The sequence below is a fragment of the Streptomyces tendae genome, assembly GCF_014650435.1.
Taxonomy (GTDB): domain Bacteria; phylum Actinomycetota; class Actinomycetes; order Streptomycetales; family Streptomycetaceae; genus Streptomyces; species Streptomyces tendae.
This window is the reverse complement of the sequence record NZ_BMUY01000001.1, coordinates 122,019-148,332: the sequence shown is the minus strand read 5'-3', so window position 1 is coordinate 148,332 and position 26,314 is coordinate 122,019. Positions and strand designations below refer to the sequence as shown.

Genomic DNA, 26,314 nt, shown 5'->3' with positions numbered 1-26,314 from the left:
GGCCACCTGGTGGAGATCCCCGCCCTCACCGACGCCGAAGAACTCTCCTGCGACGTCCTCGTCATCGGCGGCGGCACCGCCGGCACCATGGCCGCGCTGACCGCCGCCGAGCACGGCGCGAACGTGCTGCTGCTGGAGAAGGCCCACGTCCGCCACTCCGGCGCCCTCGCCATGGGCATGGACGGCGTCAACAACGCCGTCGTCCCCGGCCGCGCCGAGCCCGACGACTACGTCGCCGAGATCACCCGCGCCAACGACGGCATCGTCGACCAGTCCACCGTCCGCCAGACCGCCACCCGCGGCTTCGCCATGGTCCAACGGCTCGAGTCGTACGGGGTGAAGTTCGAGAAGGACGAGCACGGCGACTACGCCGTCCGCCAGGTGCACCGGTCCGGCTCCTACGTGCTGCCGATGCCGGAGGGCAAGGACGTCAAGAAGGTCCTGTACCGGCAGCTGCGGCGGCGCGAGATGCGCGAGCGGATCCGCATCGAGAACCGGGTGATGCCGGTGCGGATCCTGACCGCGGAGGGGCGGGCGGTGGGCGCGGCGGGCTTCAACACCCGCACGGGACGCTTCGTGACCGTCCGCGCGGGCGCCGTGATCCTCGCGACCGGCGCCGCCGGCCGGCTCGGCCTGCCCGCCTCCGGCTACCTCTACGGCACCTACGAGAACCCCACCAACGCCGGTGACGGCTACTCCATGGCCTACCACGCGGGCGCCGAGCTGACCGGCATCGAATGCTTCCAGATCAACCCGCTGATCAAGGACTACAACGGCCCGGCCTGCGCCTACGTCGCCAACCCCTTCGGCGGCTACCAGGTCAACCGGCACGGCGAGCGCTTCGTCGACTCCGACTACTGGTCGGGCCAGATGATGGCCGAGTTCGCCGCGGAGGTCGCCAGCGACCGCGGTCCAGTGTACCTGAAGCTCAGCCACCTCCCGGAGGAGTCGGTCTCCGCCCTGGAGTCCATCCTGCACTCCACCGAACGGCCGACACGCGGCACCTTCCACGCCGGCCGCGGGCACGACTACCGCACCCACGACGTCGAGATGCACATCTCCGAGATCGGTCTGTGCGGCGGCCACTCCGCCTCGGGCGTCCGCGTCGACGACCACGCCCGCACCACCGTCCCCCGTCTCTACGCGGCCGGTGACCTGGCCTGCGTGCCGCACAACTACATGATCGGCGCGTTCGTCTTCGGCGACCTGGCGGGCGCGGACGCCGCCCAGTACACGACCTACGCCGGTGAACTGCCGCCCGAGCAACTGCGCGAGGCGCACGAGCTGGTCTACCGCCCGCTCGGCAACCCCGACGGCCCGCCGCAGCCGCAGGTCGAGTACAAGCTGCGGCGCTTCGTCAACGACTACGTGGCGCCGCCGAAGTCCGGTGCCCGGCTGTCGCTCGCCCTGGAGTCCTTCGAGCGGATGCGCACGGACATCGCGGCGATGGGCGCCCGCACCCCGCACGAGCTGATGCGCTGCGCCGAGGTCACCTTCATCCGCGACTGCGCGGAGATGGCCGCCCGGGCCTCCCTGGCCCGCACGGAGTCCCGCTGGGGCCTCTACCACGAGCGCGTCGACATCCCCGAGCGCGACGACGCGTCCTGGTTCCACCACCTCGATCTGCACAAGTCCCCCTCCGGTGCGATGGAGTTCACGGCTCGTCCCGTGGCTCCCTATCTGGTTCCGATCGACGACTTCACGCCGGTCGGCGGCCCCTCCCGGTACCTCGGCGAGGTGCACCCGGAGCAGGTGGCGACGGCCGGGGCCCGCGACGCCGCGCCCCTCGCCACCGGGGCCGGGCTCCGCCCCACGGCCACCACGGCCGTCGAACCCGGCGCCGCCGGTTCCCCCCGGCTGCTGGAACTGCTCGCCCTGGCCGAGGACGAGCCCGAACTCCCCGTCCTCCGCCCGTATCTGTCCGATCCCGAACCGGGCGTCCGGCGCACGGCGGTCACCGTGCTCACCGAGACCGTCCCGGCCGGTACCGGTCCGGCGCTCGCCGCCGCCCTGTCCGACCCCGACGGCGAGGTGCGCTCCGCCGCGGCCGCCTCCCTGCGTGAACTGGCCGAGACGCTGACGCCCGAACCCGCCCTGGGCGGCCCCCTCGCCGAGGCACTGGCCCAGACCGACCCCGTCGTCCGCGCCACCGCCCTCGACCTGCTGCGCATCCTGCGGCTGGGCAGCACCGGCACGTTCGCCGCGGCCCTGGACGACCCCGATGCCCGGGTGCGTATCGAAGCGGTGCGCGGGCTGGTCTCGCTGGACGCCGCCGAGTCGCTCGCCCCGGCCGCCGACGATCCGTCCCGCGAGGTGCGGGTCGCGGTCGCCAAGGCGCTGGGGACACTGCGGGCGGCGCCCCGCGCCGGCGGCGCCCTCGACCGGCTCACCGAGGACCCCGACGCCCTGGTCCGCGGCGCCGCCCTCGCGGCCCTGGCGGACACGGGCTGCCCGGACCCCCTGGTGACCCGTGCGGTCACCGCGCTGTCCGACCCCGCCTGGCAGGTGCGGGCGGGCGCGGCCACCGCGCTGTCCGCCGCCCGTTCCGACCGCGCGGTCCCCGTCCTCGCCAAGGCCCTCGCCGACCGGAACGCCGACGTCCGCAAGGCGGCGGTCCTCGCCCTGACCCGGCACACGGCCACCACCGAGGACGCCCGGACGGCGCTGGCGACCGTCACCGGCGACACGGACGCCGACGTCAGGGCGTACGCGAACCGGGCGTTGTGACTCCGGGGACGGGCACGGAGGCTCCCCTCCGGCGAGTCCCTATATCCAGTCCTCCGGCTCGGGCTCCGGCTCGTGCTCGGGCCAGTCGTCCGCGTCGCCGTGCCCACCGGAAGCGCTGCCCGGCCCGTCCGCCGGGGCGGGCGCGGGCGCCGAGTCGGGCGCGGGCGCCGGGGCGGAGCCCGGTCCCTCCAGTCCGGCCAGCACCTCGACCACGCCCTCCCCGTACGTCGCCAGCTTCTTCTCACCGACGCCGCTGATGCCGCCGAGCTGCGCCACCGAGGTGGGCCAGACGGTGGCGATCTCCCGGAGGGTGGCGTCGTGGAAGATGACGTACGCCGGGACGCCCTGCTCACGTGCCTGTTCCGCGCGCCAGGCGCGCAGCGCCTCGAAGGCGGGGACCAGCTCCGCCGGCAGCTCGACCGCGGCCGCCTTCGCCTTGCGCTCGCCGCGTCCGCCGCCCGCCGACTTGGCCGCGGCGGGCCTCTTGGGCTCCTTGCGCAGCGGCACCTCACGCTCGCGCCGCAGGACCTCGCCGCTGCTGTCGGTCAGCACCAGCGTGCCGTACTCACCCTCGACCGCGAGCAGGCCCTGGGCCAGCAGCTGCCGGGCGACGCCCCGCCACTCGCCCTCGGTCAGCTCCTCGCCGATGCCGAACACGGAGAGCTGGTCGTGGTCGAACTGGATGACCTTGGCGGTGCGCTTGCCCAGCAGGATGTCGATGATCTGCCCGGCGCCGAACTTCTGCCCGCGCTCCCGCTTCAGCCGCACCACCGTCGACAGCACCTTCTGCGCCGCGACCGTGCCGTCCCAGGTCTCGGGCGGGGTCAGGCAGGTGTCGCAGTTGCCGCAGGCGGACCCGTCCGGGTCCTGGCCGAAGTAGGCGAGGAGCTGACCCCGGCGGCACCGGGCGGTCTCGCACAGGGCGAGCATGGCGTCCAGGTGGGACTGGGCCCGGCGGCGGAACGCCTCGTCGCCCTCGCCGGACTGGATCAGCTTGCGCTGCTGAATGACGTCGTTGAGGCCGTACGCCATCCACGCCGTGGAGGGCAGGCCGTCCCGCCCCGCGCGGCCGGTCTCCTGGTAGTAGCCCTCCACCGACTTGGGCAGGTCGAGGTGGGCGACGAACCGCACGTCCGGCTTGTCGATGCCCATGCCGAAGGCGATGGTGGCCACGACCACCAGGCCCTCCTCGCGCAGGAACCTCGACTGGTGCGCCGCGCGGGTGCCCGCGTCCAGACCGGCGTGGTACGGCACCGCCTCGACTCCGTTGCGCGAGAGGAACTCGGCGGTCTTCTCGACCGAGTTGCGCGAGAGGCAGTACACGATGCCGGCGTCCCCGGGGTGCTCCTGCCGCAGGAAGCTCAGGAGCTGTTTCTTGGGGTCGGACTTCGGCACGATCCGGTACTGGATGTTGGGCCGGTCGAAGCTGGCCACGAAGTGCCGCGCCGCCGGCATGTGCAGCCGCTCGGTGATCTCGCGGTGGGTGGCGTCGGTGGCCGTGGCCGTGAGCGCGAGCCGGGGCACGTCCGGCCAGCGCTCACCGAGCAGCGACAGGGAGAGGTAGTCGGGCCGGAAGTCGTGGCCCCACTGGGAGACGCAGTGCGCCTCGTCGATGGCGAAGAGGGAGATCTTGCCGCGGGAGAGCAGGTCGAGGGTGCTGTCCAGGCGCAGCCGCTCGGGCGCCAGGTACAGCAGGTCCAGCTCCCCGGCGAGGAACTCGGCCTCCACCACGCGCCGCTCGTCGAAGTCCTGCGTCGAGTTCATGAACCCGGCCCGCACGCCGAGCGCCCGCAGCGCGTCGACCTGGTCCTGCATCAGCGCGATCAGCGGCGAGACCACTATGCCGGTGCCCGGCCTGACCAGGGACGGGATCTGGTAGCACAGGGACTTTCCACCGCCGGTCGGCATGAGCACGACGGCGTCGCCGCCGGCGATCACGTGCTCGACGATCGCCTCCTGCTCACCGCGGAAGGCGTCGTACCCGAAGACCCGGTGCAGGGTGGCCAGCGCCTCGCTGTCCCCGTCCCTCACCTGCGCCGCCTCAGTCATCTCGCCGATCACGCCCGTCCCGCCCATCGTCTCGTCCCCCGTACGTACTACCTCGCCCGTCCGGTCTGTCCGGTCCATCTGGTCCGTCCTGCCTCGACCACTGCCTCAACGATAGGGGTCCGCACCGACAGCCCGGGAGTTATCCACAGGCTGCCCGACGCGGCCTGCGTCAAGAACACGACGATCGTTCACACGTTCGCGGGAGACCTGCCCGTTTCCGGCGGATAGTCTGATTGCACCCGCGAGACTCCGTCCCATGGGAGCACTGATGAGCGTCGCACCGAAGGCGTCCACACCCGACTGGCCGACCCCGCCGGAGGGCGGCTGGACCGCGGACGACCTGGACCGGCTTCCGAACCTGCCTCCGCACACGGAGCTGATCGACGGGAGTCTCGTCTTCGTGAGTCCGCAGACTCTTTTCCACTCACGCGCTGTCGACTTCTTCAACTGGCAGCTTCACTCCCTCGCCCCGGCGGAGTTCGAGGTCGTCCGAGAGTTCACCATCGACATCGACCGGCAGAACCGGCCGGAGCCGGACGTGATCGTCGTGCGAGGCGACGTGGTGGACGACCCGGAGCAGACCCGCTACCCCGCCGAGGCCGTCACCCTGGCCATCGAAGTCGTCTCCGCGGAGTCGGTCTCCCGCGACCGCGAGACCAAACCCGTGAAGTACGCCCGGGCCGGTATCGCCCACTACTGGCGGGTGGAGAGCGAGAAAGGCCTCGCCGTCGTCCACGCCTTCGAGCTGGAGCCCACCACCCGTGCCTACACCAGCGTCGGCATCTTCCGCGAGCGCATGAAGGTGAGCGCCCCCTTCCCGATGGACCTGGACCTGACCGCCGTCAAACCGCGCCGCGGCGGCGAGTAGCCCCCTCCCCCCGCGAACGGCTGTGGTCCGGCATCTCCTCGAGGAGGTACCGGACCACGCCGTGCAGCCACGAAGCCGCGAGCGCCGCGTCAGCGCACGAACACCCCCGCCTGACCCGCCAGGTCCAGGAAGTACTGCGGCGCCACGCCGAGCACCACCGTGACCGCCACGCCCACGGCGATCGCCGTCATCGTCAGCGGGGACGGCACCGCGACGGTCGGGCCCTCCGGGCGCGGCTCGCTGAAGAACATCAGCACGATCACCCGGATGTAGAAGAACGCCGCGATCGCGGACGAGATCACACCGATCACGACCAGCGGGGCCGCGCCGCCCTCCGCCGCCGCCTTGAACACGGCGAACTTCCCGGAGAACCCGGAGGTCAGCGGGATACCGGCGAAGGCCAGCAGGAACACCGCGAAGACGGCCGCCACCAGCGGGGACCTGCGGCCGAGTCCGGCCCACTTCGACAGGTGCGTCGCCTCGCCGCCCGCGTCGCGCACCAGTGTCACGACCGCGAAGGCGCCGATCGTGACGAAGGAGTACGCGGCCAGGTAGAAGAGGACGGACGAGATGCCCTCCGGCGTGGTCGCGATGACACCGGCGAGGATGAAGCCCGCGTGCGCGATCGACGAGTACGCCAGCAGCCGCTTGATGTCGGTCTGGGTGATCGCGACGATCGCACCGGCCAGCATCGTGATGATCGCCACGCCCCACATCACCGGCCGCCAGTCCCAGCGCAGGCCGGGCAGGACGACGTAGAGGATGCGGAGCAGGGCGCCGAAGGCGGCCACCTTGGTCGCCGCCGCCATGAAGCCGGTCACCGGCGTCGGCGCACCCTGGTACACGTCCGGCGTCCACATGTGGAACGGCACCGCGCCTACCTTGAACAGCAGGCCCATCACGATCAGCGCGGAGCCGACGAGCAGCAGCGCGTCGTTGCCCATGGTGTCCGCGAGCGCCGGGGTGACGTTCTGGACGGTGCCGTCGACGACCTTGGCGATCGTGCCGTACGACATGGAGCCCGCGTAGCCGTAGAGCAGCGCGATGCCGAACAGGGTGAACGCCGAGGCGAAGGCGCCGAGCAGGAAGTACTTGACCGCCGCCTCCTGCGACATGAGCCGCTTGCGGCGGGCCAGCGCGCACAGCAGGTACAGCGGGAGGGAGAAGACCTCCAGCGCCACGAAGAGCGTCAGCAGGTCGTTGGCCGCCGGGAAGACCAGCATGCCGGCGACGGCGAAGAGGAGGAGCGGGAAGACCTCCGTCGTGGTGAAGCCGGCCTTGACCGCCTTCTGCTCGCTCTCGCTGCCGGGTACGGCTGCCGCCTGCGCGGCGAAGGAGTCGACGCGGTTGCCGTGCTGCTCGGGGTCGAGGCGCCGCTCGGCGAAGGTGAACAGGCCGACCAGGCTGGTCAGCAGGATGGTGCCCTGCAGGAACAGGGCCGGTCCGTCGACGGCGACGGCACCCATCGCCGCGATGCCGGCCTTGGTCGTGCCGTATCCGCCCGCCGCGAGGGCGACGATCGCCGCGAACGCCGCGATCAGCGCGACGGCGGACACGAACATCTGCGCGTAGTAGCGGGACCTGCGCGGCACGAATGCTTCGACCAGGATTCCGATGATCGCCGCGCCGAGGACGATGAGGACGGGCGACAGCTGCCCGTACTCGATCTTCGGCGCGTCGATCTTGGCGATCGGGTCGGCCGCCGTCGCCGCCGTTGTCCACAGGCTGTGGACGGCTGTTGCGCTCACTTGGCCGCCTCCACCTCAGGCTGAGGGTCCGTCTTGTGTACGTCGGACATGGTCTGCTCCACCGCCGGGTTGACGATGTCCGTCACGGGCTTCGGGAAGACGCCGAGGAAGATCAGCAGCGCCACCAGCGGCGCCACCACCACCAGCTCGCGCACCCGCAGGTCGGGCATCCCGTTGACCTCCGCCTTCACCGGGCCCGTCATCGTCCGCTGGTAGAGGACGAGGGTGTAGAGCGCGGCGAGGACGATGCCGAGGGTGGCGATGATGCCGATCACCGGATAGCGCGTGAACGTGCCGACCAGGACCAGGAACTCACTGACGAAGGGCGCGAGGCCCGGCAGGGAGAGGGTCGCGAGGCCGCCGATCAGGAAGGTGCCGGCCAGGATCGGGGCGACCTTCTGCACACCGCCGAAGTCGGCGATGAGCCGCGAGCCGCGCCGCGAGATCAGGAACCCGGCGATCAGCATCAGCACGGCGGTCGAGATGCCGTGGTTGACCATGTACAGCGTGGCGCCGGACTGGCCCTGGCTGGTCATCGCGAAGATGCCCATGACGATGAAACCGAAGTGCGAGATCGACGCGTAGGCGATCAGCCGCTTGATGTCGCGCTGGCCGACCGCGAGCAGCGCGCCGTAGATGATGCTGATGACCGCCAGGACCAGGATGACCGGCGTCGCCCACTTGCTGGCCTCCGGGAAGAGCTGGAGGCAGAAGCGGAGCATCGCGAAGGTGCCGACCTTGTCGACGACCGCCGTGATGAGCACGGCGACCGGCGCGGTCGACTCCCCCATGGCGTTGGGCAGCCAGGTGTGCAGCGGGAACAGCGGCGCCTTCACCGCGAAGGCGAAGAAGAAGCCGAGGAACAGCCAGCGCTCGGTGCTGGTCGCCATGTCCAGCGAGCCGTTGGCCCGCGCCTCGGCGATCTCCGTGAGCGAGAAGTTCCCGGCGACCACGTACAGGCCGATCACCGCGGCCAGCATGATCAGACCGCCGGCCAGGTTGTAGAGGAGGAACTTCACCGCGGCGTACGACCGCTGGGTCGCCGCCGTCTTCTCACCGTGCTCGTGCGCCCGGTCCCCGAAGCCGCCGATCAGGAAGTACAGCGGGATCAGCATGGCTTCGAAGAAGATGTAGAAGAGGAAGACGTCGGTGGCCTCGAAGGAGATGATCACCATCGCCTCGACGGCCAGGATCAGGGCGAAGAAGCCCTGCGTCGGCCGCCACCGGCTGCTGCCGGTCTCCAGCGGATCGGCGTCGTGCCAGCCCGCGAGGATGATGAACGGGATCAGCAGGGTGGTCAGCGCGATCAGCGCCACCGCGATGCCGTCCACGCCCAGTTCGTACCGGACGCCGAAGTCCGCGATCCAGGAGTGGGACTCGGTGAGCTGGTAGCGGTCGCCGTCGGGGTCGAAGCGGACCAGGACCGCGATCGCCAGCCCGAGCGTGGCCAGCGAGACCAGCAGCGCCAGCCACTTGGCCGCGGTGCGTTTCGCGGCCGGCACGGCTGCCGTGGCGATCGCCCCGACGGCCGGGAGGGCCGCCGTGACTGTCAGCAGGGGAAAGGACATCGGTATCAGACCGCCCTCATCAGCAGGGTCGCGGCGACCAGGAGCGCCGCACCGCCGAACATCGAGACCGCGTACGAGCGCGCGAAGCCGTTCTGCAGCTTGCGCATCCGCCCGGACAGGCCGCCGACCGAGGCCGCCGTGCCGTTGACGACTCCGTCGACCAGGGTGTGGTCGACGTAGACCAGGGAGCGCGTGAGGTGTTCGCCGCCGCGGACCAGGACCACGTGGTTGAAGTCGTCCTGGAGCAGGTCGCGGCGGGCGGCCCGGGTGAGCAGCGACCCGCGCGGGGCGACGGCCGGGACCGGACGGCGCCCGTACTGCGCCCAGGCGAGGGCGACGCCGACGACCATGCAGGCCACCGTCGCCCCGGTGACCGTACCGGCGCTGATCGGCGCGTCGCCGTGGCTGTGCCCGGTGATGGGCTCCAGCCAGTGCAGGAAGCGGTCGCCGATGCTGAAGAAGGCACCGCCCGCGACCGATCCGACGGCCAGCACGATCATCGGGATCGTCATGAGACCCGGCGACTCGTGCGGGTGCGGCGGCTCGTACTCGCCGCGCGTCTCGGCGGCGGGCTCCACGTCGGGCTTGGCCGGCGACGGCGTCGGGGCGTTGCGCCAGCGCTCCTCGCCGAAGAACGTCATCAGCATCACGCGCGTCATGTAGTACGCGGTGATGGCCGCGCCCAGCAGGGCGCAGGCGCCGAGGATCCAGCCCTCGGTGCCGCCCTTGGCGAACGCCGCCTCGATGATCTTGTCCTTGGAGAAGAAGCCGGACAGGCCGGGGAAGCCGATGATGGCGAGGTAGCCGAGGCCGAAGGTGACGAAGGTGACCGGCATGTACTTGCGCAGTCCGCCGTAGCGGCGCATGTCGACCTCGTCGTTCATGCCGTGCATGACGGAGCCGGCGCCGAGGAACAGCCCGGCCTTGAAGAAGCCGTGCGTCACCAGGTGCATGATCGCGAAGACGTAGCCGATGGGGCCGAGGCCCGCGGCCAGCACCATGTAGCCGATCTGCGACATGGTCGAGCCGGCCAGCGCCTTCTTGATGTCGTCCTTCGCGCAACCGACGATCGCACCGAAGAGCAGCGTGAACGCGCCGACGATGGTGACGACCAGTTGCGCGTCCGGCGCGCCGTTGAAGATGGCGCCGGACCGCACGATCAGGTACACGCCCGCGGTCACCATGGTCGCGGCGTGGATGAGGGCCGAGACCGGGGTCGGGCCCTCCATCGCGTCGCCGAGCCAGGACTGCAGCGGCACCTGGGCGGACTTGCCGCAGGCGGCGAGCAGCAACATCAGGGCGATGGCGGTGAGCTTGCCCTCGTCCGCCCCGCTCGCGAGTCCGGCCTCCCCGTGGCCGCCGAGCACCGGCCCGAAGGCGAAGGTGCCGAACCACAGGAACATCAGCATGATCGCGATGGACAGGCCCATGTCGCCGACGCGGTTGACCAGGAAGGCCTTCTTCGCGGCGGTGGCGGCGCTGGGCTTGTGCTGCCAGAAGCCGATCAGCAGGTAGGAGGCGAGACCGACGCCCTCCCAGCCGACGTACAGCAGCAGGTAGTTGTCGGCGAGGACGAGGATCAGCATCGCCGCGAGGAACAGGTTCAGGTAGCCGAAGAAGCGGCGGCGGCGCTCGTCGTGCTCCATGTACGCGACCGAGTACAGGTGGATGAGCGAGCCGACACCGGTGATGAGCAGGACGAACGTCATCGACAGCTGGTCGAGCCGGAAGGCGACGTCGGCCTGGAAGCCCTCCACCGGGATCCAGCTGAACAGGTGCTGCGTCAGGGTGCGGTCCTCGGCGCCGCTGCCGAGCAGGTCGGCGAAGAGGACGACGCCGATCACGAAGGACACGGCGGCCAGCAGCGTGCCGATCCAGTGGCCGACGCGGTCCAGCCGGCGTCCGCCGCACAGCAGGACGACCGCTCCTAGCAGGGGCGCCGCCACCAGCAGCGCAATCAGGTTCTCCACGTTTCAGCAGCCCCTCACAGCTTCATCAGGCTGGCGTCGTCGACCGAGGCCGAGTGGCGGGAACGGAACAGGGACACGATGATCGCGAGCCCGACCACGACCTCCGCGGCGGCGACGACCATCGTGAAGAAGGCGATGATCTGGCCGTCCAGGTTGCCGTGCATGCGGGAGAAGGCGACGAACGCGAGGTTGCAGGCGTTGAGCATCAGCTCGATGCACATGAAGACCACGATCGCGTTGCGCCGGATCAGCACGCCGGTGGCGCCGATCGTGAACAACAGGGCCGCGAGGTAGAGGTAGTTCACGGGATTCACTTCGACGCCTCCTCGGACCGCGTGGAGTCGGACCGCCCGGCTCCGGACCGCCCGGAGCCCGCCGGGCCGACCGCCTTGCGTTCGAGGCGCTCCTCGGCCCGCTGCTCCAGCGCCTTGAGGTCGCCGAGCGCCTCCATCGACACGTCGCGGATCTGGCCCCGCTCGCGCAGCGTCTTGCTGACGGTCAGCTCGGAGGGGGTGCCGTCGGGCAGCAGGCCCGCGATGTCGACCGCGTTGTGCCGGGCGTACACGCCGGGTGCCGGCAGCGGCGGCAGGTGCTTGCCGTCGCGGATGCGCTGCTCGGACAGCTCGCGCTGGGTCCTTGCGCGCTCGGTGCGCTCGCGGTGGGTGAGCACCATCGCGCCGACGGCTGCCGTGATGAGCAGCGCGCCGGTGATCTCGAAGGCGAAGACGTACTTCGTGAAGATGAGGGACGCGATGCCCTCCACGTTGCCGTTCGCGTTGGCCTGGGCGAGGCCGGTGAACTCGGAGACGGAGGCGTTGCCGATGCCGGCGATCAGCAGGATGCCGAAGCCGAGCCCGGACAGCAGGGCCAGCCAGCGCTGGCCCTTGATGGTCTCCTTCAGCGAGTCCGCCGCGGTGACACCGACGAGCATCACCACGAACAGGAACAGCATCATGATGGCGCCGGTGTAGACGACGATCTGCACGATGCCGAGGAAGTAGGCGCCGTTGGCCAGGTAGAACACCGCCAGGACGATCATCGTCCCGGCGAGGCACAGCGCACTGTGCACGGCCTTCTTCATGAAGACGGTGCACAGGGCGCCGATCACCGCGACCGTGCCGAGGATCCAGAACTGGACGGCCTCTCCGGTGGAGGTGCCGGCGGAGAGGGTCGCCGCGGCGGCGAGCTGCGCGCTCATCGGCGGATCACCTCCTCCGACGCCGGCTCGGTCGCGCCGAAGGTCGAGTCGCCCTCCTGGACGACCTCGCCCTTGGAGTGGGCGACCTGCTGGACCGTGCCCGGCGCGGCCTCGGTGACCAGGCCCCGGTAGTAGTCCTGCTCGTCGGTGCCGGGGTAGATGGCGTGCGGCGAGTCGACCATGCCCTCCTCCAGACCGGCGAGCAGCTGGTCCTTGGTGAAGATGAGGTTGGCGCGGCTGGAGTCGGCCAGCTCGAACTCGTTGGTCATCGTCAGCGCGCGCGTGGGGCACGCCTCGATGCACAGGCCGCACAGGATGCAGCGGGCGTAGTTGATCTGGTAGACGCGGCCGTACCGCTCGCCCGGCGAGTAGCGCTCCTCGTCGGTGTTGTCCGCGCCCTCGACGTAGATGGCGTCGGCGGGACAGGCCCAGGCGCACAACTCGCAGCCGACGCACTTCTCCAGGCCGTCCGGATGGCGGTTGAGCTGGTGCCGTCCGTGGAAGCGCGGAGCGGTGGTCTTCTTCTGTTCCGGGTACTGCTCGGTCAGCCGCTTCTTGAACATGGCCTTGAAGGTCACGCCGAAGCCGGCCACGGGGTTCATGAAACCGGGCTCGGTCCCCTTGCGGTCCACGTTTTCCGTGGTGTCCCGGTGTTCCTCGCGTTCCTCAGCCATCGGACACCTCCTTTCCATCCGTAGGTCCGCCCGCAGGTCCGTCACTGTGAGTATCGGGCCCACCACTGACAATCAGCTCCCGCTCCCGGCGGGGACGGCGCCTGGGCACCGGCGGCACCTGCTGTCCGGGCATCGGCGGGACGGGGAATCCGCCGGCCATCGGGTCGAAGGCGGCCTCCGTCCCGGTCCCGGCCTCCGTCCCGGTCCCGGTCTCGGCAGGCTGGTCGGCGGCCTTGCCGCCCTTGTCGCGGTACATGTCCACGAGGAACGACAACAGCAGCAGGACCAGGACGCCGCCGCCGATGTAGAGGGCGATGTCGCTGAAGCCGTAGTTCTCGTTCCTGAGGGCCCGCACGGTCGCGACCAGCATCAGCCAGACCAGGGAGACCGGGATGAGGACCTTCCAGCCGAGCTTCATCAACTGGTCGTAGCGGACCCGGGGCAGGGTGCCGCGCAGCCAGATGAAGAAGAACAGCAGCAACTGGACCTTGACCACGAACCAGAGCAGCGGCCACCAGCCGTGGTTGGCGCCCTCCCAGAAGGTGCTGATCGGCCAGGGGGCCCGCCAGCCGCCGAGGAACAGCGTGGTGGCGACCGCCGAGACCGTCACCATGTTCACGTACTCGGCGAGCATGAACATCGCGAACTTGATCGACGAGTACTCGGTGTTGAAGCCGCCCACCAGGTCGCCCTCGGACTCGGGCATGTCGAAGGGGGCGCGGTTGGTCTCGCCGACCATCGTGACGATGTACAGGATGAAGGAGACCGGCAGCAGCACGATGTACCAGCGGTCGTCCTGCTGGGCGACGATCTCCGAGGTCGACATCGAACCCGAGTAGAGGAACACCGAGGCGAACGCGGCGCCCATCGCGATCTCGTAGGAGATCATCTGCGCGCAGGAGCGCAGTCCGCCGAGCAGCGGGTACGTCGATCCGGAGCTCCAGCCGGCGAGCACGATGCCGTAGATGCCGACCGAGGCGACCGCCAGGATGAACAGCATCGCGATCGGCAGGTCGGTGAGCTGCATGGCGGTGCGGTGGCCGAAGATCGAGACCTCGTTGCCGGCCGGCCCGAAGGGGATCACCGCGATCGCCATGAAGGCCGGGATGGCCGCCACGATCGGCGCGAGGATGTAAACCGCCTTGTCGGCGCGCTTGACGACGACGTCTTCCTTGAGCATCAGCTTGATGCCGTCGGCGAGCGACTGGAGCATGCCCCAGGGGCCGTGCCGGTTCGGGCCGATGCGCAGCTGCATCCAGGCGACGACCTTGCGCTCCCACACGATGGAGAACAGCACGGTCACCATCAGGAAGGCGAAGCAGAAGACCGCCTTGATGACGACCAGCCACCAGGGGTCGGTGCCGAACATCGAGAGGTCTTCAGCGGCGAGGTACGGGCTCATGCCTCCACCTCCTTGGGGGCGGCACCCTCGGGCGTCGCCGGACCGATGCGGACGAGGGTGCCGGGCAGTACCCCGGCGTTGGAGGCGACGCCGGTGCCGGCCGAGTTCAACGGGAGCCAGACCACCCGGTCGGGCATCTCGGTGACCTGCAGCGGGAATTCGACGGCTCCGGCGGGCCCGGTCACGGCAAGGACGTCGCCGTCCTTGACGCCCGCCTCGGCGGCCGTTGCGGCCGACAGCCGCGCGCGGGCGGCGTGCCGGGTGCCGGCCAGCGCCTCGTCGCCCTGCTGGAGCAGGCCCTGGTCGAGCAGCAGCCGGTGCCCGGCCAGTACGGCCTCTCCTGCGGCCGGCCGCGGCAGCGCGCTCGCGGTCTGCAGCGGCTCACCGGCCCGCGGCCCGTCCCAGGCGCCGAGCCGGTCGATCTCCGCGCGCGTGGTGCGCAGATCGGGCAGGCCCAGGTGTACGTCCATGGCGTCGGCCAGCATCTGCAGGACGCGGGCGTCGGTGGGAGCCAGCCGCCGGGTCATCTGGTCGGGCTTGAGCGCGGCCTCGAAGAAGCGCACCCTGCCCTCCCAGTTGAGGAAGGTGCCGGGCTTCTCGGCGACCGCGGCGACGGGCAGGACCACGTCGGCGCGTTCGGTGACCTCGCCGGGCCGCAGCTCCAGCGACACCACGAACCCGGCCTCGTCCAGTGCCGCACGCGCGCGCGTGGGGTCGGGCAGGTCGGCGACCTCCACGCCCGCCACGAGCAGCGCCTGCAGTTCGCCCCGGGCCGCGGCCTCGACGATCTCGCCGGTGTCGCGCCCGTAGCGGTGCGGCAGGTCGGCCAGGCCCCACAGGGCGGCGACCTCCTCACGCGCGCGCGGGTCGGTCGCCGGGCGTCCGCCGGGCAGCAGCGACGGCAGCGCACCCGCCTCGATCGCACCGCGCTCCCCGGCCCGGCGCGGGATCCACACCAGCCGGGCGCCGGTCGCCGCCGAGGTCCGTACGGCGGAGGTGAGGCCGCCGGCCACGGACGCCAGCCGCTCACCGACGACGATCACGGCGCCCTCGGCGCGCAGTGCCTCGGCGGCCTGGGTGCCGCCCTCCTCCAGGCCGACGCCGCTGGCGAGGGCGTCCAGCCACTCGGTCTCGGTGCCGGGAGCGGCGGGGAGCAGGGTGCCGCCCGCCTTCTCCAGGCCCCGCGTGGCGTGCGTGGCCAGGGAGAAGACCTTCTGCCCGTGCTTGCGCCACGCCTTGCGCAGCCGGAGGAAGACGCCGGGCGCCTCCTCCTCGGCCTCGAAGCCGACCAGCAGGACGGCGGGCGCCTTCTCCAGCGACGTGTACGTGACGCCGGTTCCGTCGAGGTCGCGGCCCCGTCCGGCGATCCGGGCGGCCAGGAAGTCGGCCTCCTCGGCGCTGTGCACGCGCGCGCGGAAGTCGATGTCGTTGGTGTCGAGCGCCACGCGCGCGAACTTGCTGTACGCGTAGGCGTCCTCGACGGTGAGCCGTCCGCCGGTCAGGACGCCGGTGCGGCCCCTGGAGGCCAGCAGTCCCTGTGCGGCGATCTGCAGCGCCTCCGGCCAGGAGGCCGGCTCCAGCTCGCCCTCGGCGTTGCGCACCAGGGGCGTGGTGAGCCGGTCGCGCTGCTGGGCGTACCGGAATCCGAAGCGCCCCTTGTCGCAGATCCACTCCTCGTTGACCTCGGGCTCGTTGGCCGCGAGGCGCCGCATGACCTTGCCGCGCCGGTGGTCGGTGCGGGTGGCGCAGCCGCCGGAGCAGTGCTCGCACACCGACGGCGAGGAGATCAGGTCGAAGGGCCGGGAGCGGAACCGGTAGGCCGCCGAGGTGAGCGCGCCGACCGGGCAGATCTGGATGGTGTTGCCGGAGAAGTACGACTCGAAGGGGTCGACCTCGCCGGTGCCGACCTGCTGGAGCGCGCCCCGCTCGATCAGCTCGATCATCGGGTCGCCCGCGACCTGGTTGGAGAACCGGGTGCAGCGGGCGCACAGGACGCAGCGCTCGCGGTCGAGCAGGACCTGTGTGGAGATCGGCACGGGCTTCTCGTAGGTCCGCTTCTTGCCCTCGAAGCGGGAGTCGGCCTGGCCGTGCGACATGGCCTGGTTCTGCAGGGGGCACTCGCCGCCCTTGTCGCAGACCGGGCAGTCCAGCGGGTGGTTGATGAGCAGCAGCTCCATCACACCGTGCTGGGCCTTCTCGGCGACGGGCGAGGTGAGCTGGGTCTTCACCACCATGCCGTCGGTGCAGGTGATGGTGCAGGACGCCATGGGCTTGCGCTGGCCCTCGACCTCGACGATGCACTGGCGGCAGGCGCCGGCCGGGTCGAGGAGGGGGTGGTCGCAGAACCGGGGGATCTCGATGCCGAGCTGCTCGGCGGCCCGGATGACCAGGGTGCCCTTGGGGACACTGATCTCGGCGCCGTCGATCGTCAGCGACACGAGGTCCTCCGGCGGGACCGCCGCCTCTCCCCCTCCCGAGGGAGCATTGGTGGTCACTGTCATGCCTTCACCTCCGTGCGGTCGGCCCAGGCCGTCGACTTGGCCGGGTCGAAGGGGCAGCCGCGGCCCGTGATGTGCTCCTCGTACTCCTCGCGGAAGTACTTGAGCGAGGAGAAGATCGGCGAGGCGGCACCGTCGCCGAGGGCGCAGAAGGACTTGCCGTTGATGTTGTCGGCGATGTCGTTCAGCTTGTCGAGGTCGGACATCTGTCCCTTGCCGGCCTCGATGTCGCGCAGCAACTGGACGAGCCAGTACGTGCCTTCGCGGCAGGGTGTGCACTTGCCGCAGGACTCGTGGGCGTAGAACTCGGTCCAGCGGGTGACGGCGCGCACGACGCAGGTCGTCTCGTCGAAGCACTGGAGCGCCTTGGTGCCGAGCATGGAACCGGCGGCGCCCACTCCTTCGTAGTCCAGGGGGACGTCGAGGTGCTCGTCGGTGAACATCGGCGTCGAGGAACCGCCGGGCGTCCAGAACTTGAGGCGGTGGCCGGGCCGCATGCCGCCGCTCATGTCGAGGAGCTGGCGCAGCGTGATGCCGAGCGGCGCCTCGTACTGGCCGGGTCCCGCGACGTGGCCGCTGAGCGAGTAGAGCGTGAAGCCCGGGGACTTCTCGCTGCCCATCGACCTGAACCAGTCCTTGCCCTTGTTCAGGATCGCGGGAACCGAAGCGATCGATTCGACGTTATTCACCACAGTCGGGCAGGCATAGAGGCCGGCCACAGCAGGGAAGGGGGGACGGAGCCGCGGTTGACCCCGGCGGCCTTCGAGCGAGTCGAGCAGTGCGGTCTCCTCACCGCAGATGTACGCGCCCGCGCCCGCGTGCACGGTGAGGGTGAGATCGAGTCCGCTGCCCAGGATGTTCTCGCCGAGGAAGCCGGCCTCGTGGGCCTCGCGCACGGCCTCGTGCAACCGCCGCAGCACTGGGACGACTTCACCACGCAGATAGATGAAGGCATGCGAAGACCTGATGGCGTAACACGCGATGACGATGCCCTCGATGAGGCTGTGCGGGTTCGCGAAGAGGAGCGGGATGTCCTTGCAGGTCCCCGGCTCCGATTCGTCGGCGTTGACAACTAGATAGTGAGGCTTGCCGTCCCCCTGAGGAATGAACTGCCACTTCATCCCCGTCGGGAACCCGGCACCGCCGCGTCCACGCAGACCGGACTCCTTGACGTACGCGATCAGGTCGTCCGGCGCCATCGCCAGCGCCTTGCGGAGCCCCTCGTACCCCTCGTGCCTCCGGTAGACGTCGAGAGTCCACGACTCGTCCTCGTCCCAGAAGGCCGACAGCACGGGTGCGAGCAGCTTCTCCGGGCTGCTGCCCCTGATCTCGGCTGCCACGGTCATCACTCCCCCTCCTCGGCGGTAGGCCCTGCCGGGTTGGAAGGGTCGGATGCCGATGTGTCCTGCGGCGCGTCGTGCGAGCTGAGGTGTTCCGTCGGGGACGGGTCGTGCACGGCCCGGTCCTGCGGCGCGTCGTGCGGTCCGCCGTCCCGCGGGTGCACGACGCGCGCGGCGGACGCCTCGCCCTTCGCCAGCTTCAGTCCGGCCAGGGAGGCGGGACCCGCGCTGCCGCCGGCCGCGACGGCGCCGTCCCGCTCGTCGGGGAAGCCCGCCAGGATCCGGGCGGTCTCCTTGAAGGTGCACAGCGGCGCACCGCGCGTGGGCGTCACCGGCCGTCCCGCGCGCAGGTCGTCGACGAGCGCCTTGACGCTCGCCGGGGTCTGGTTGTCGAAGAACTCCCAGTTGACCATCACGACCGGTGCGAAGTCGCAGGCCGCGTTGCACTCGATGTGCTCCAGGGTGACCTTGCCGTCCTCGGTGGTCTCGCCGTTGCCGACGCCGAGGTGTTCCTGGAGGGACTCGAAGATGGCGTCGCCGCCCATCACCGCGCACAGCGTGTTGGTGCACACGCCGACCTGGTAGTCACCGCTCGGCCCGCGCCGGTACATGGTGTAGAAGGTGGCGACCGCGGTGACCTCGGCGGTGGTGAGGCCCAGCATGTCCGCGCAGAACTGCATCCCGGTGCGCGTGACGTGCCCCTCCTGCGACTGCACGAGGTGCAGCAGCGGCAGGAGGGCGGACCGGGAGTCCGGGTAGCGGGCGATGACCTCGCGCGCGTCGGTCTCCAGCCGGGCCCGGACGTCGTCCGGGTAGGCGGGCGCGGGCAGTTCCGGCATGCCCAGGCTGACGCCCCGCTCCGAAGAAGAGGTGGTCACCGGTCGACGCCTCCCATCACGGGGTCGATGGATGCCACGGCGACGATGACGTCGGCGACCTGGCCGCCCTCGCACATCGCCGCCATGGCCTGCAGGTTGGTGAAGGACGGGTCGCGGTAGTGGACCCGGAAGGGGCGGGTGCCGCCGTCGGAGACGACGTGCACCCCGAGTTCGCCCTTGGGCGACTCGACCGCCGCGTACGCCTGTCCCGGCGGCACCCGGAAGCCCTCGGTGACCAGCTTGAAGTGGTGGATCAGGGCCTCCATGGAGGTGCCCATGATCTTCTTGATGTGGTCGAGGGAGTTGCCGAGGCCGTCCGGCCCCAGGGCGAGCTGTGCGGGCCAGGCGATCTTCTTGTCGGCGACCATGACCGGGCCGGGCTGGAGCCGGTCCAGGCACTGCTCGACGATCCTGAGCGACTGGCGCATCTCCTCCAGCCGGATCAGGAAGCGGCCGTAGGAGTCGCAGGTGTCGGCGGTCGGGACGTCGAAGTCGTACGTCTCGTAGCCGCAGTACGGCTGGGTCTTGCGCAGGTCGTGCGGGAGGCCGGTGGACCTGAGGACGGGGCCGGTGGCGCCGAGCGCCATGCAGCCGGCCAGGTCGAGGTAGCCGACGTCCTGCATGCGGGCCTTGAAGATGGGGTTCCCGGTGGCGAGCTTGTCGTACTCCGGGAGGTTCTTGTTCATCTTCTTCACGAACTCGCGGATCTGGTCCACCGCGCCCGGGGGCAGGTCCTGGGCGAGCCCGCCTGGGCGGATGTACGCGTGGTTCATCCTGAGGCCGGTGATCAGCTCGTAGATGTCGAGAATCAGTTCACGATCGCGGAAGCCGTAGATCATGATCGTGGTGGCGCCCAGCTCCATGCCGCCGGTGGCGATGGCCACCAGGTGCGAGGAGAGCCGGTTCAGCTCCATCAGCAGGACCCGGATGATCGTGGCCCGGTCCGGGATCTGGTCCTCGATGCCGAGGAGCTTCTCGACGCCCAGGCAGTACGCCGCCTCGTTGAAGAACGGCGTCAGGTAGTCCATGCGCGTCACGAACGTGGTGCCCTGCGTCCAGGTCCGGTACTCGAGGTTCTTCTCGATGCCGGTGTGCAGGTAGCCGATGCCGCAGCGGGCCTCGGTGACCGTCTCGCCGTCGATCTCCAGGATGAGGCGGAGCACGCCGTGCGTGGACGGGTGCTGGGGGCCCATGTTGACGACGATGCGCTCGTCGTCGGCGCGGGCCGCGGACTGGACGACCTCGTCCCAGTCGCCGCCGGTGACCGTGTAGACGGTGCCTTCGGTCGTCTCCCTCGGGGAGGCGTGGGAAGTGCTCACGAGTACGACCTCCGCTGGTCCGGAGCCGGGATCTGGGCGCCCTTGTACTCGACGGGGATGCCGCCGAGGGGGTAGTCCTTGCGCTGCGGAAAGCCCTGCCAGTCGTCCGGCATCATGATCCGCGTCAGGGCCGGGTGACCGTCGAAGACGATGCCGAAGAAGTCGTACGTCTCGCGCTCGTGCCAGTCGTTCGTCGGATAGACGGAGACCAGCGACGGGATGTGCGGGTCACCGTCGGGGGCGCTGACTTCGAGGCGGATCAGCCGGTTGTGGGTGATCGAGCGCAGGTGGTAGACGGCGTGCAGCTCGCGGCCCTTGTCGTGCGGGTAGTGGACGCCGCTGACGCCGGTGCACAGTTCGAAGCGCAGGGCCGGGTCGTCGCGCAGGGTGCGGGCGACGCGGACCAGGTGCTCGCGCTCGATGTGGAAGGTCAGCTCGTCGCGGTCGACGACCGTCTTCTCGATGGCGTTGTCGGGCAGGAGCCCCTGCTCCTCCAGCGCGCCCTCGAGCTCGTCGGCGACCTCGTCGAACCAACCCCCGTAGGGCCGGCTCGCCGGTCCGGGGAGCCGGACGGAGCGGACCAGGCCGCCGTAGCCGGAGGTGTCGCCGCCGTTGTTGGCGCCGAACATGCCGCGCTGGACGCGGATCTCCTCGCCGCCCTGGCCCCGCTGGCCTGGCAGGTTCTCCGCGGACAGGTCCTTCTCGGGGTTGACCTCGTTCGCGTCACCCGCGGTGTTGTTCGCGTCGCTCACCGCAGCAGCCCCTTCATCTCGATCGTGGGCAGGGCCTTGAGTGCCGCTTCCTCCGCCTCGCGGGCCGCTTCCTCCGCGTTCACCCCGAGCTTGGAGCTCTGGATCTTCTGGTGGAGCTTGAGGATGGCGTCCATCAGCATCTCGGGCCGCGGCGGGCAGCCGGGCAGGTAGATGTCGACCGGGACGACGTGGTCGACGCCCTGGACGATGGCGTAGTTGTTGAACATGCCGCCCGAGGAGGCGCAGACCCCCATGGAGATGACCCACTTCGGGTTCGGCATCTGGTCGTAGACCTGCCGCAGCACCGGCGCCATCTTCTGGCTGACCCGGCCCGCGACGATCATGAGGTCCGCCTGCCGCGGTGAGCCGCGGAAGACCTCCATGCCGAAGCGCGCCAGGTCGTAGCGGCCGGCGCCGGTGGTCATCATCTCGATGGCACAGCAGGCGAGGCCGAACGTGGCCGGGAAGACGGACGACTTGCGCACCCAGCCCGCGGCCTGCTCGACGGTGGTCAGCAGGAAGCCGCTCGGCAGTTTTTCTTCGAGTCCCATGTCAAAGGCCCCTCAGTCCCATTCCAGGCCGCCGCGCCGCCATACGTACGCGTACGCGACGAAGACGGTGAGCACGAAGAGCAGCATCTCCACGAGCCCGAAAATCCCCAGGGCGTCGAAGGTGACGGCCCAGGGGTAGAGGAAGACGATCTCGATATCGAAGATGATGAAGAGCATCGCCGTCAGGTAGTACTTGATGGGGAAGCGCCCGCCGCCGGCCGGCGTGGGGGTCGGCTCGATGCCGCACTCGTAGGCCTCGAGCTTCGCCCGGTTGTACCGCTTCGGACCGATCAGCGTGGCCATCACCACGGAGAAGATCGCAAAGCCTGCCCCGAGGGCTCCCAGTACGAGGATGGGCGCATACGCGTTCACCGCTCCTCGCTCCTCTCAGTCGGCACTGACTGCTGGCGGTTGCACTGGACTCACAGCCGCCCCAACAGCCCCACGAGCCCCGCCCGTCCCGACGAAGATCGCGAACATGTGAAGCAGGTCACAAGCCCAACTGCCTCGCATCCTATGCCCGACACTCTGTGATCTGCGACACGGGGTATTACACAAGCTTTGTGATCTCCACCACCTGACGAACGATCATGAAGTCGGATGAGCGGTGATCTTCACACAAGAAGCGTTCACCTGATCACCAGAGGTGACAATTTCGCTCGTCGCCGCTGGCCAGAGGGTCGACACACAGCGCGTCTCCATATCAAGAGGCTTCCCTTGCATGCAAATTGGTGCTGGACGCAGTCCCTTGATAGAGGAGGCGTTCACACCTGAGGGGGAGGGTCGGGGACCGGTGTGGACACGTGCACGCGTTCACGAGCGCCGGCAGGCGTTGCCGTGGTGCCTCGCACGCGACGGACGCGTGCGTCGGGGTAACCGTTCCGTGACCTGTGCCACATTCATGAGAGGTGTCTGAGAACCGGGCTTGGCCAAGTGTCCCAACAAGTGGTAAGCGTGGGGCAATTCGGGCGTAACGATCAAAGACCGTGATCACAGGCTGGTTACGGCCCGTCCACTATGTCCGTTACGGCGTCAATAAAGAGCGACACGCCCGGGATTCAACGGCTCGATTGAACAACTGTGGCGCAGCACACGTTTCTTGAAGGTATGGAGGAGCTACTGATACCGGTTGTCCCTATGTCCCACACCGCTCACATACGCAGCCACCGGAAGCCCCGCCGCAGCGCGTCGACGATCGCGATGCGGGCCGGAGTTGCCGGTGGCGTCCTCAGCACCCTGGCAGTGGCCGGTGCGTCGGGGTCGGCCAACGCGGCCGAACCGGTGACGCAGACCCTTGAACTGCCCACCCTGACGGCCGACCTGGCCGCTCAGGTCGCCCAGTCCGCGGACGTCACGCAGCAGGCGGCCGCGAGCTACCAGCTGCAGGCCGAGCGTGACGCGGCGGCCGCAAAGGCCGCCAAGCAGGCCAAGACGGACCTCGCCGAGGCCAAGAAGAAGGCCGCGGAAGCCAAGAAGAAGGCCGAGGAGGCCGAGCGCAAGGAGGCCGCCGAGCGCGCCTCGCGCGCCGCCGAGCGCACCACTCTGAGCGCTTCCTCGGACACCGGTTCCTCCACCGGCACGAGCAGCAACAGCAGCACCGGCACGTCCACGGCCACCGGTTCGGCCGCCGCCGTCGTCTCCTTCGTGCAGGCCCAGGTCGGCAAGGCGTACGTCTCCGGCGCCACCGGCCCGTCCGCCTACGACTGCTCCGGTCTCGTGCAGGCCGCCTTCAAGCAGGTCGGCATCAGCCTGCCGCGCGTCTCCCAGGCGCAGTCGACGGCCGGCACCCAGGTCGGGCTGGACAACCTCCAGCCGGGCGACATCCTCTACTGGGGCGGCGCGGGCAGCGCGTACCACGTGGGTGTCTACGTCGGCGGCGGCATGTTCGTCGGCGCGCAGAACTCCTCCACGGGCGTCGTCGAGAAGCCGCTCTCGTACGACCCGCCGAGCGGCGCGGTGCGCGTGCTGTAACCGCACCCACCCGTACACACGAAGTACGCGCGAAGGGCCGCAGCCGCTCGGGGGCTGCGGCCCTTCGCGGGCTCCTGGCATGCTCGGGCGCGGGCCGGTTCCTTCCGGCCCGTCCACGAGCCGAAGGAGAGAGAACGTCATGCCGAGCGTCTTCGTCCAGGGGCGGCCCACCGCCTCCTATCCCCCGTTCGCGCCCGAGGCCCGGCGCGGATCGGTGCGGCGCGTCACCGAGGTCGGCGAGGAGGTGCTGCACAGGCCGTGCCGGGACGTCACGGAGTTCGGGCCCGACCTCGCCGCGCTCATCGACGACATGTTCCGCACGATGTACGTCGCGGAGGGAGCCGGCCTGGCGGCCAATCAGGTCGGGGTCGACCTGCGTCTGTTCGTCTACGACTGCCCGGACGACGATGGTGTCCGACATGTCGGGCACATCGTCAATCCGGTGCTGGAGGCCCTCGACCCGGCCGCGCGCCGGCTGCTCGACGAGGGCGAGGGGTGCCTGTCGGTGCCGGGCGCCACCATGGCCGTACCGCGGCCCGACCGGGCCGTCGTGCGCGGCCTGGACAAGGACGGCGCGCCGCTCCTCGTCGAGGGCACGGGCTACTTCGCGCGCTGCCTCGCCCACGAGACCGACCACGTGAACGGGCACGTCTACCTCGACCGGCTCTCCGGCCGGGAGCGGAAGGCGGCGCTGCGGCAGTCGGCGGACCGGCGCGAGGAGGTCTTCGCGCGCCGGGCCGCCAACGCCGCGGCCTTCACCGCCTGACCGGCCCTGGGGCCCGGAGTCCGGCCGGGCCCCAGGCTCAGGGCCCTGCCCAAGGCGCCGGCCTCACGCCTTCGGTGCGACCTTGCTCAGTCCGTTGATGATGCGGTCCATCGCGTCGCCGCCCGTCGGGTCCGTCAGGTTGGCGAGCATCTTCAGGGTGAACTTCATCAGGATCGGGTGGGTGAGGCCGCGCTGGGTCGCGATCTGCATGACCTTCGGGTTGCCGATGAGCTTCACGAAGGCGCGGCCCAGGTTGTAGTAGCCGCCGTAGGTGTCCTTCAGGACGCGCGGATAGCGCTGCAGGGCGATCTCGCGCTGGGCCGGCGTCGCCCGCGCGTGGGCCTGGACGACGACGTCGGCGGCGATCTGGCCGGACTCCATGGCGTAGGCGATGCCCTCGCCGTTGAAGGGGTTCACCAGGCCGCCGGCGTCGCCGACGAGGAGCAGGCCCTTGGTGTAGTGGGGCTGGCGGTTGAAGGCCATGGGCAGGGCGGCGCCGCGGATCGGGCCGGTCATGTTGTCCGGGGTGTAACCCCAGTCCTCGGGCATGGACGCGCACCATGCCTTGAGGATCTCGCGCCAGTCCAGCTCCTTGAAGGCGGCGGAGGTGTTCAGGACGCCGAGGCCGACGTTGGAGGTGCCGTCGCCCATGCCGAAGACCCAGCCGTAGCCCGGCAGCAGACGGTCCTGCGCGCCGCGCCGGTCCCACAGCTCCAGCCAGGACTCCAGGTAGTCGTCGTCGTGGCGGGGCGAGGTGAAGTACGTGCGGACGGCGACGCCCATGGGGCGGTCCTCGCGGCGGTGCAGGCCCATGGCCAGGGACAGCCGGGTGGAGTTGCCGTCGGCGGCCACGACCAGCGGCGCGTGGAAGGTGACCTCGCGCTTGTCCTCGCCCAGCTTGGCGTGCACGCCGGTGATGCGGCCGGTGCGGTCGTCGACGATCGGCGCGCCGACGTTGCAGCGCTCGTACAGGCGCGCGCCGGCCTTCTGGGCCTGCCGGGCGAGCTGCTCGTCGAAGTCGTCGCGCTTGCGGACGAGTCCGTAGTCGGGGAAGGAGGCCAGATCCGGCCAGTCCAGCTGGAGGCGCGAGCCGCCGCCGATGATGCGCAGGCCCTTGTTGCGCAGCCAGCCGGCCTCCTCGGAGATGTCGATGCCCATGGCGACCAGCTGCTTGACCGCGCGCGGGGTCAGGCCGTCGCCGCAGACCTTCTCCCTGGGAAAGGCGGTCTTCTCCAGCAGCAGGACGTCGAGTCCCGACTTGGCCAGGTGGTACGCGGTGGTGGAGCCGGCCGGCCCCGCGCCCACGACGATGACGTCGGCGGTGTTCTCGGAGAGCGGCTCAGTCTCGACGGTCACGGCGGGATCTCCCCAAGTTCGGAATCTGCGTGCCGACCGGCACTGGTCATGGGCAGTCTATTCAGCGTCACCGATCACCCGGCTGAAGGGCTGCCCAGTGAAGCGACCTCTCCCCGTTGTACGGTTGCGCGTCCCCACCGACGAGGACGCCGTCGCCTGGCACCGGATCTTCGACGACCCGGACGTCATGGAGTTCCACGGAGGGAGGCCCGCGGAGCTGTCCGTCTACGAGGAGCTGACCGCCCGCCAGCGCCGGCACGACGCCGAGCACGGCTTCTGCCTGTGGACCATGGTGGACGAGTCCGGGCAGGTCATAGGGTTCACCGGCGCCCAGCCGTGGCCGGGTGACTGGGGCCCCAGGGGCGAGATCGAGATCGGCTGGCGGCTCGGCCGGGCCCACTGGGGCAAGGGGTACGTCACGGCGGCCGCCCGGCAGACGCTGGAGCGGGTGCGCGGTGCGGGTGTGGCGGAGGTGGTCGCGATGGTCAACGCGCGCAACGCCCGGTCCATCGCGGTCACGGAGCGGCTGGGCATGCGGCTCGCCGAGGTCTTCACGATCCCGTCGTCCGAGCAGCGGGGGCACTGCTACCGCCTTCCCCTGTCCCAGCCGTCCGCTGCCCCCACCAGTGCGTGACGCAGGGTAATCGACTGTCACAGTAAGCCACTTGACGCTTCCGGG

At 70.2% G+C, this 26,314-nt stretch carries 21 protein-coding genes; 5 read left to right on the top strand and 16 right to left on the bottom strand.

Features of this window, described 5'->3' with window-relative positions; translation table 11 throughout:
- Positions 1 to 9: 9 nt before the first annotated feature.
- On the top strand, positions 10 to 2,727 hold the full coding sequence (locus IE258_RS00690; protein ID WP_189737595.1) for a fumarate reductase/succinate dehydrogenase flavoprotein subunit: 2,718 nt from the start codon (positions 10 to 12) through the stop codon (positions 2,725 to 2,727).
- Between the two features lie 39 nt (positions 2,728 to 2,766).
- Here the strand turns inward: IE258_RS00690 and recQ are convergent, their stop codons facing one another.
- Positions 2,767 to 4,803 (bottom strand): DNA helicase RecQ, encoded by a 2,037-nt coding sequence (gene recQ / locus IE258_RS00685; protein ID WP_189739219.1) that lies wholly within the window; start codon positions 4,801 to 4,803, stop codon positions 2,767 to 2,769.
- A 241-nt stretch (positions 4,804 to 5,044) separates the two neighbouring features.
- Here recQ and IE258_RS00680 point away from each other — a divergent pair, with 241 nt between their 5' ends.
- Positions 5,045 to 5,644, top strand: a complete 600-nt coding sequence (locus IE258_RS00680; protein ID WP_189737592.1) for a Uma2 family endonuclease — start codon at positions 5,045 to 5,047, stop codon at positions 5,642 to 5,644.
- 89 nt (positions 5,645 to 5,733) lie between these two features.
- Here the strand turns inward: IE258_RS00680 and nuoN are convergent, their stop codons facing one another.
- Genes nuoN through IE258_RS00610 form a run of 14 tightly spaced genes read right to left on the bottom strand, consistent with a single transcriptional unit; the run spans position 5,734 to position 21,914 of the window.
- Positions 5,734 to 7,392, bottom strand: coding sequence for an NADH-quinone oxidoreductase subunit NuoN (gene nuoN, locus IE258_RS00675; RefSeq protein WP_189737589.1), 1,659 nt, complete (start codon positions 7,390 to 7,392; stop codon positions 5,734 to 5,736).
- The gene (locus tag IE258_RS00670; RefSeq protein WP_189737586.1) at positions 7,389 to 8,960 is read right to left on the bottom strand and encodes an NADH-quinone oxidoreductase subunit M; all 1,572 of its coding nucleotides are present in this window, start codon (positions 8,958 to 8,960) and stop codon (positions 7,389 to 7,391) included. The genes nuoN and IE258_RS00670 overlap by 4 nt, the downstream gene beginning before the upstream one ends.
- A gap of 5 nt (positions 8,961 to 8,965) precedes the next feature.
- A complete protein-coding gene (nuoL, locus tag IE258_RS00665) occupies positions 8,966 to 10,930 on the bottom strand; it encodes an NADH-quinone oxidoreductase subunit L (RefSeq protein WP_189737584.1) in 1,965 nt (654 codons plus the stop codon).
- Between the two features lie 14 nt (positions 10,931 to 10,944).
- A complete protein-coding gene (gene nuoK / locus IE258_RS00660) occupies positions 10,945 to 11,244 on the bottom strand; it encodes an NADH-quinone oxidoreductase subunit NuoK (protein ID WP_003974374.1) in 300 nt (99 codons plus the stop codon).
- On the bottom strand, positions 11,241 to 12,128 hold the full coding sequence (locus IE258_RS00655) for an NADH-quinone oxidoreductase subunit J (RefSeq protein ID WP_189737582.1): 888 nt from the start codon (positions 12,126 to 12,128) through the stop codon (positions 11,241 to 11,243). Before IE258_RS00655 ends, nuoK begins: the two co-directional genes overlap by 4 nt.
- The gene (nuoI, locus tag IE258_RS00650) at positions 12,125 to 12,802 is read right to left on the bottom strand and encodes an NADH-quinone oxidoreductase subunit NuoI (protein WP_189737579.1); all 678 of its coding nucleotides are present in this window, start codon (positions 12,800 to 12,802) and stop codon (positions 12,125 to 12,127) included. Before nuoI ends, IE258_RS00655 begins: the two co-directional genes overlap by 4 nt.
- Complete coding sequence (nuoH, locus tag IE258_RS00645) at positions 12,795 to 14,204, bottom strand: NADH-quinone oxidoreductase subunit NuoH (protein ID WP_189737576.1); 1,410 nt, start codon at positions 14,202 to 14,204, stop codon at positions 12,795 to 12,797. The genes nuoI and nuoH overlap by 8 nt, the downstream gene beginning before the upstream one ends.
- The gene (locus IE258_RS00640) at positions 14,201 to 16,705 is read right to left on the bottom strand and encodes an NADH-quinone oxidoreductase subunit G (RefSeq protein WP_189737573.1); all 2,505 of its coding nucleotides are present in this window, start codon (positions 16,703 to 16,705) and stop codon (positions 14,201 to 14,203) included. The genes nuoH and IE258_RS00640 overlap by 4 nt, the downstream gene beginning before the upstream one ends.
- A complete protein-coding gene (nuoF, locus tag IE258_RS00635; RefSeq protein WP_189737570.1) occupies positions 16,702 to 18,051 on the bottom strand; it encodes an NADH-quinone oxidoreductase subunit NuoF in 1,350 nt (449 codons plus the stop codon). Before nuoF ends, IE258_RS00640 begins: the two co-directional genes overlap by 4 nt.
- The gene (nuoE, locus tag IE258_RS00630; RefSeq protein WP_127893448.1) at positions 18,048 to 18,920 is read right to left on the bottom strand and encodes an NADH-quinone oxidoreductase subunit NuoE; all 873 of its coding nucleotides are present in this window, start codon (positions 18,918 to 18,920) and stop codon (positions 18,048 to 18,050) included. The genes nuoF and nuoE overlap by 4 nt, the downstream gene beginning before the upstream one ends.
- Positions 18,917 to 20,239 carry an NADH-quinone oxidoreductase subunit D gene (locus tag IE258_RS00625; protein ID WP_189737567.1) on the bottom strand — a complete coding sequence of 441 codons (1,323 nt, stop codon included), beginning with the start codon at positions 20,237 to 20,239 and terminating at the stop codon, positions 18,917 to 18,919. The genes nuoE and IE258_RS00625 overlap by 4 nt, the downstream gene beginning before the upstream one ends.
- Complete coding sequence (locus IE258_RS00620) at positions 20,236 to 20,991, bottom strand: NADH-quinone oxidoreductase subunit C (RefSeq protein WP_189737564.1); 756 nt, start codon at positions 20,989 to 20,991, stop codon at positions 20,236 to 20,238. The genes IE258_RS00625 and IE258_RS00620 overlap by 4 nt, the downstream gene beginning before the upstream one ends.
- The gene (locus tag IE258_RS00615; protein ID WP_006133126.1) at positions 20,988 to 21,542 is read right to left on the bottom strand and encodes a NuoB/complex I 20 kDa subunit family protein; all 555 of its coding nucleotides are present in this window, start codon (positions 21,540 to 21,542) and stop codon (positions 20,988 to 20,990) included. Before IE258_RS00615 ends, IE258_RS00620 begins: the two co-directional genes overlap by 4 nt.
- Positions 21,543 to 21,554: 12 nt before the next feature.
- On the bottom strand, positions 21,555 to 21,914 hold the full coding sequence (locus IE258_RS00610; RefSeq protein ID WP_003974383.1) for an NADH-quinone oxidoreductase subunit A: 360 nt from the start codon (positions 21,912 to 21,914) through the stop codon (positions 21,555 to 21,557).
- Positions 21,915 to 22,679: 765 nt separating this feature from the next.
- On the opposite strand from IE258_RS00610, the gene IE258_RS00605 reads away from it, so the two are divergent.
- Entirely contained in the window at positions 22,680 to 23,513 is an 834-nt protein-coding gene (locus IE258_RS00605) for a C40 family peptidase (protein WP_159329408.1), read from the top strand.
- 139 nt (positions 23,514 to 23,652) lie between these two features.
- Positions 23,653 to 24,279 carry a peptide deformylase gene (def, locus tag IE258_RS00600; RefSeq protein ID WP_159329407.1) on the top strand — a complete coding sequence of 209 codons (627 nt, stop codon included), beginning with the start codon at positions 23,653 to 23,655 and terminating at the stop codon, positions 24,277 to 24,279.
- 63 nt (positions 24,280 to 24,342) lie between these two features.
- Here the strand turns inward: def and IE258_RS00595 are convergent, their stop codons facing one another.
- Positions 24,343 to 25,635 carry a geranylgeranyl reductase family protein gene (locus IE258_RS00595; protein WP_189737561.1) on the bottom strand — a complete coding sequence of 431 codons (1,293 nt, stop codon included), beginning with the start codon at positions 25,633 to 25,635 and terminating at the stop codon, positions 24,343 to 24,345.
- A 97-nt stretch (positions 25,636 to 25,732) separates the two neighbouring features.
- On the opposite strand from IE258_RS00595, the gene IE258_RS00590 reads away from it, so the two are divergent.
- Entirely contained in the window at positions 25,733 to 26,269 is a 537-nt protein-coding gene (locus IE258_RS00590) for a GNAT family N-acetyltransferase (RefSeq protein WP_189737558.1), read from the top strand.
- The last annotated feature ends 45 nt before the right edge of the window (positions 26,270 to 26,314 follow it).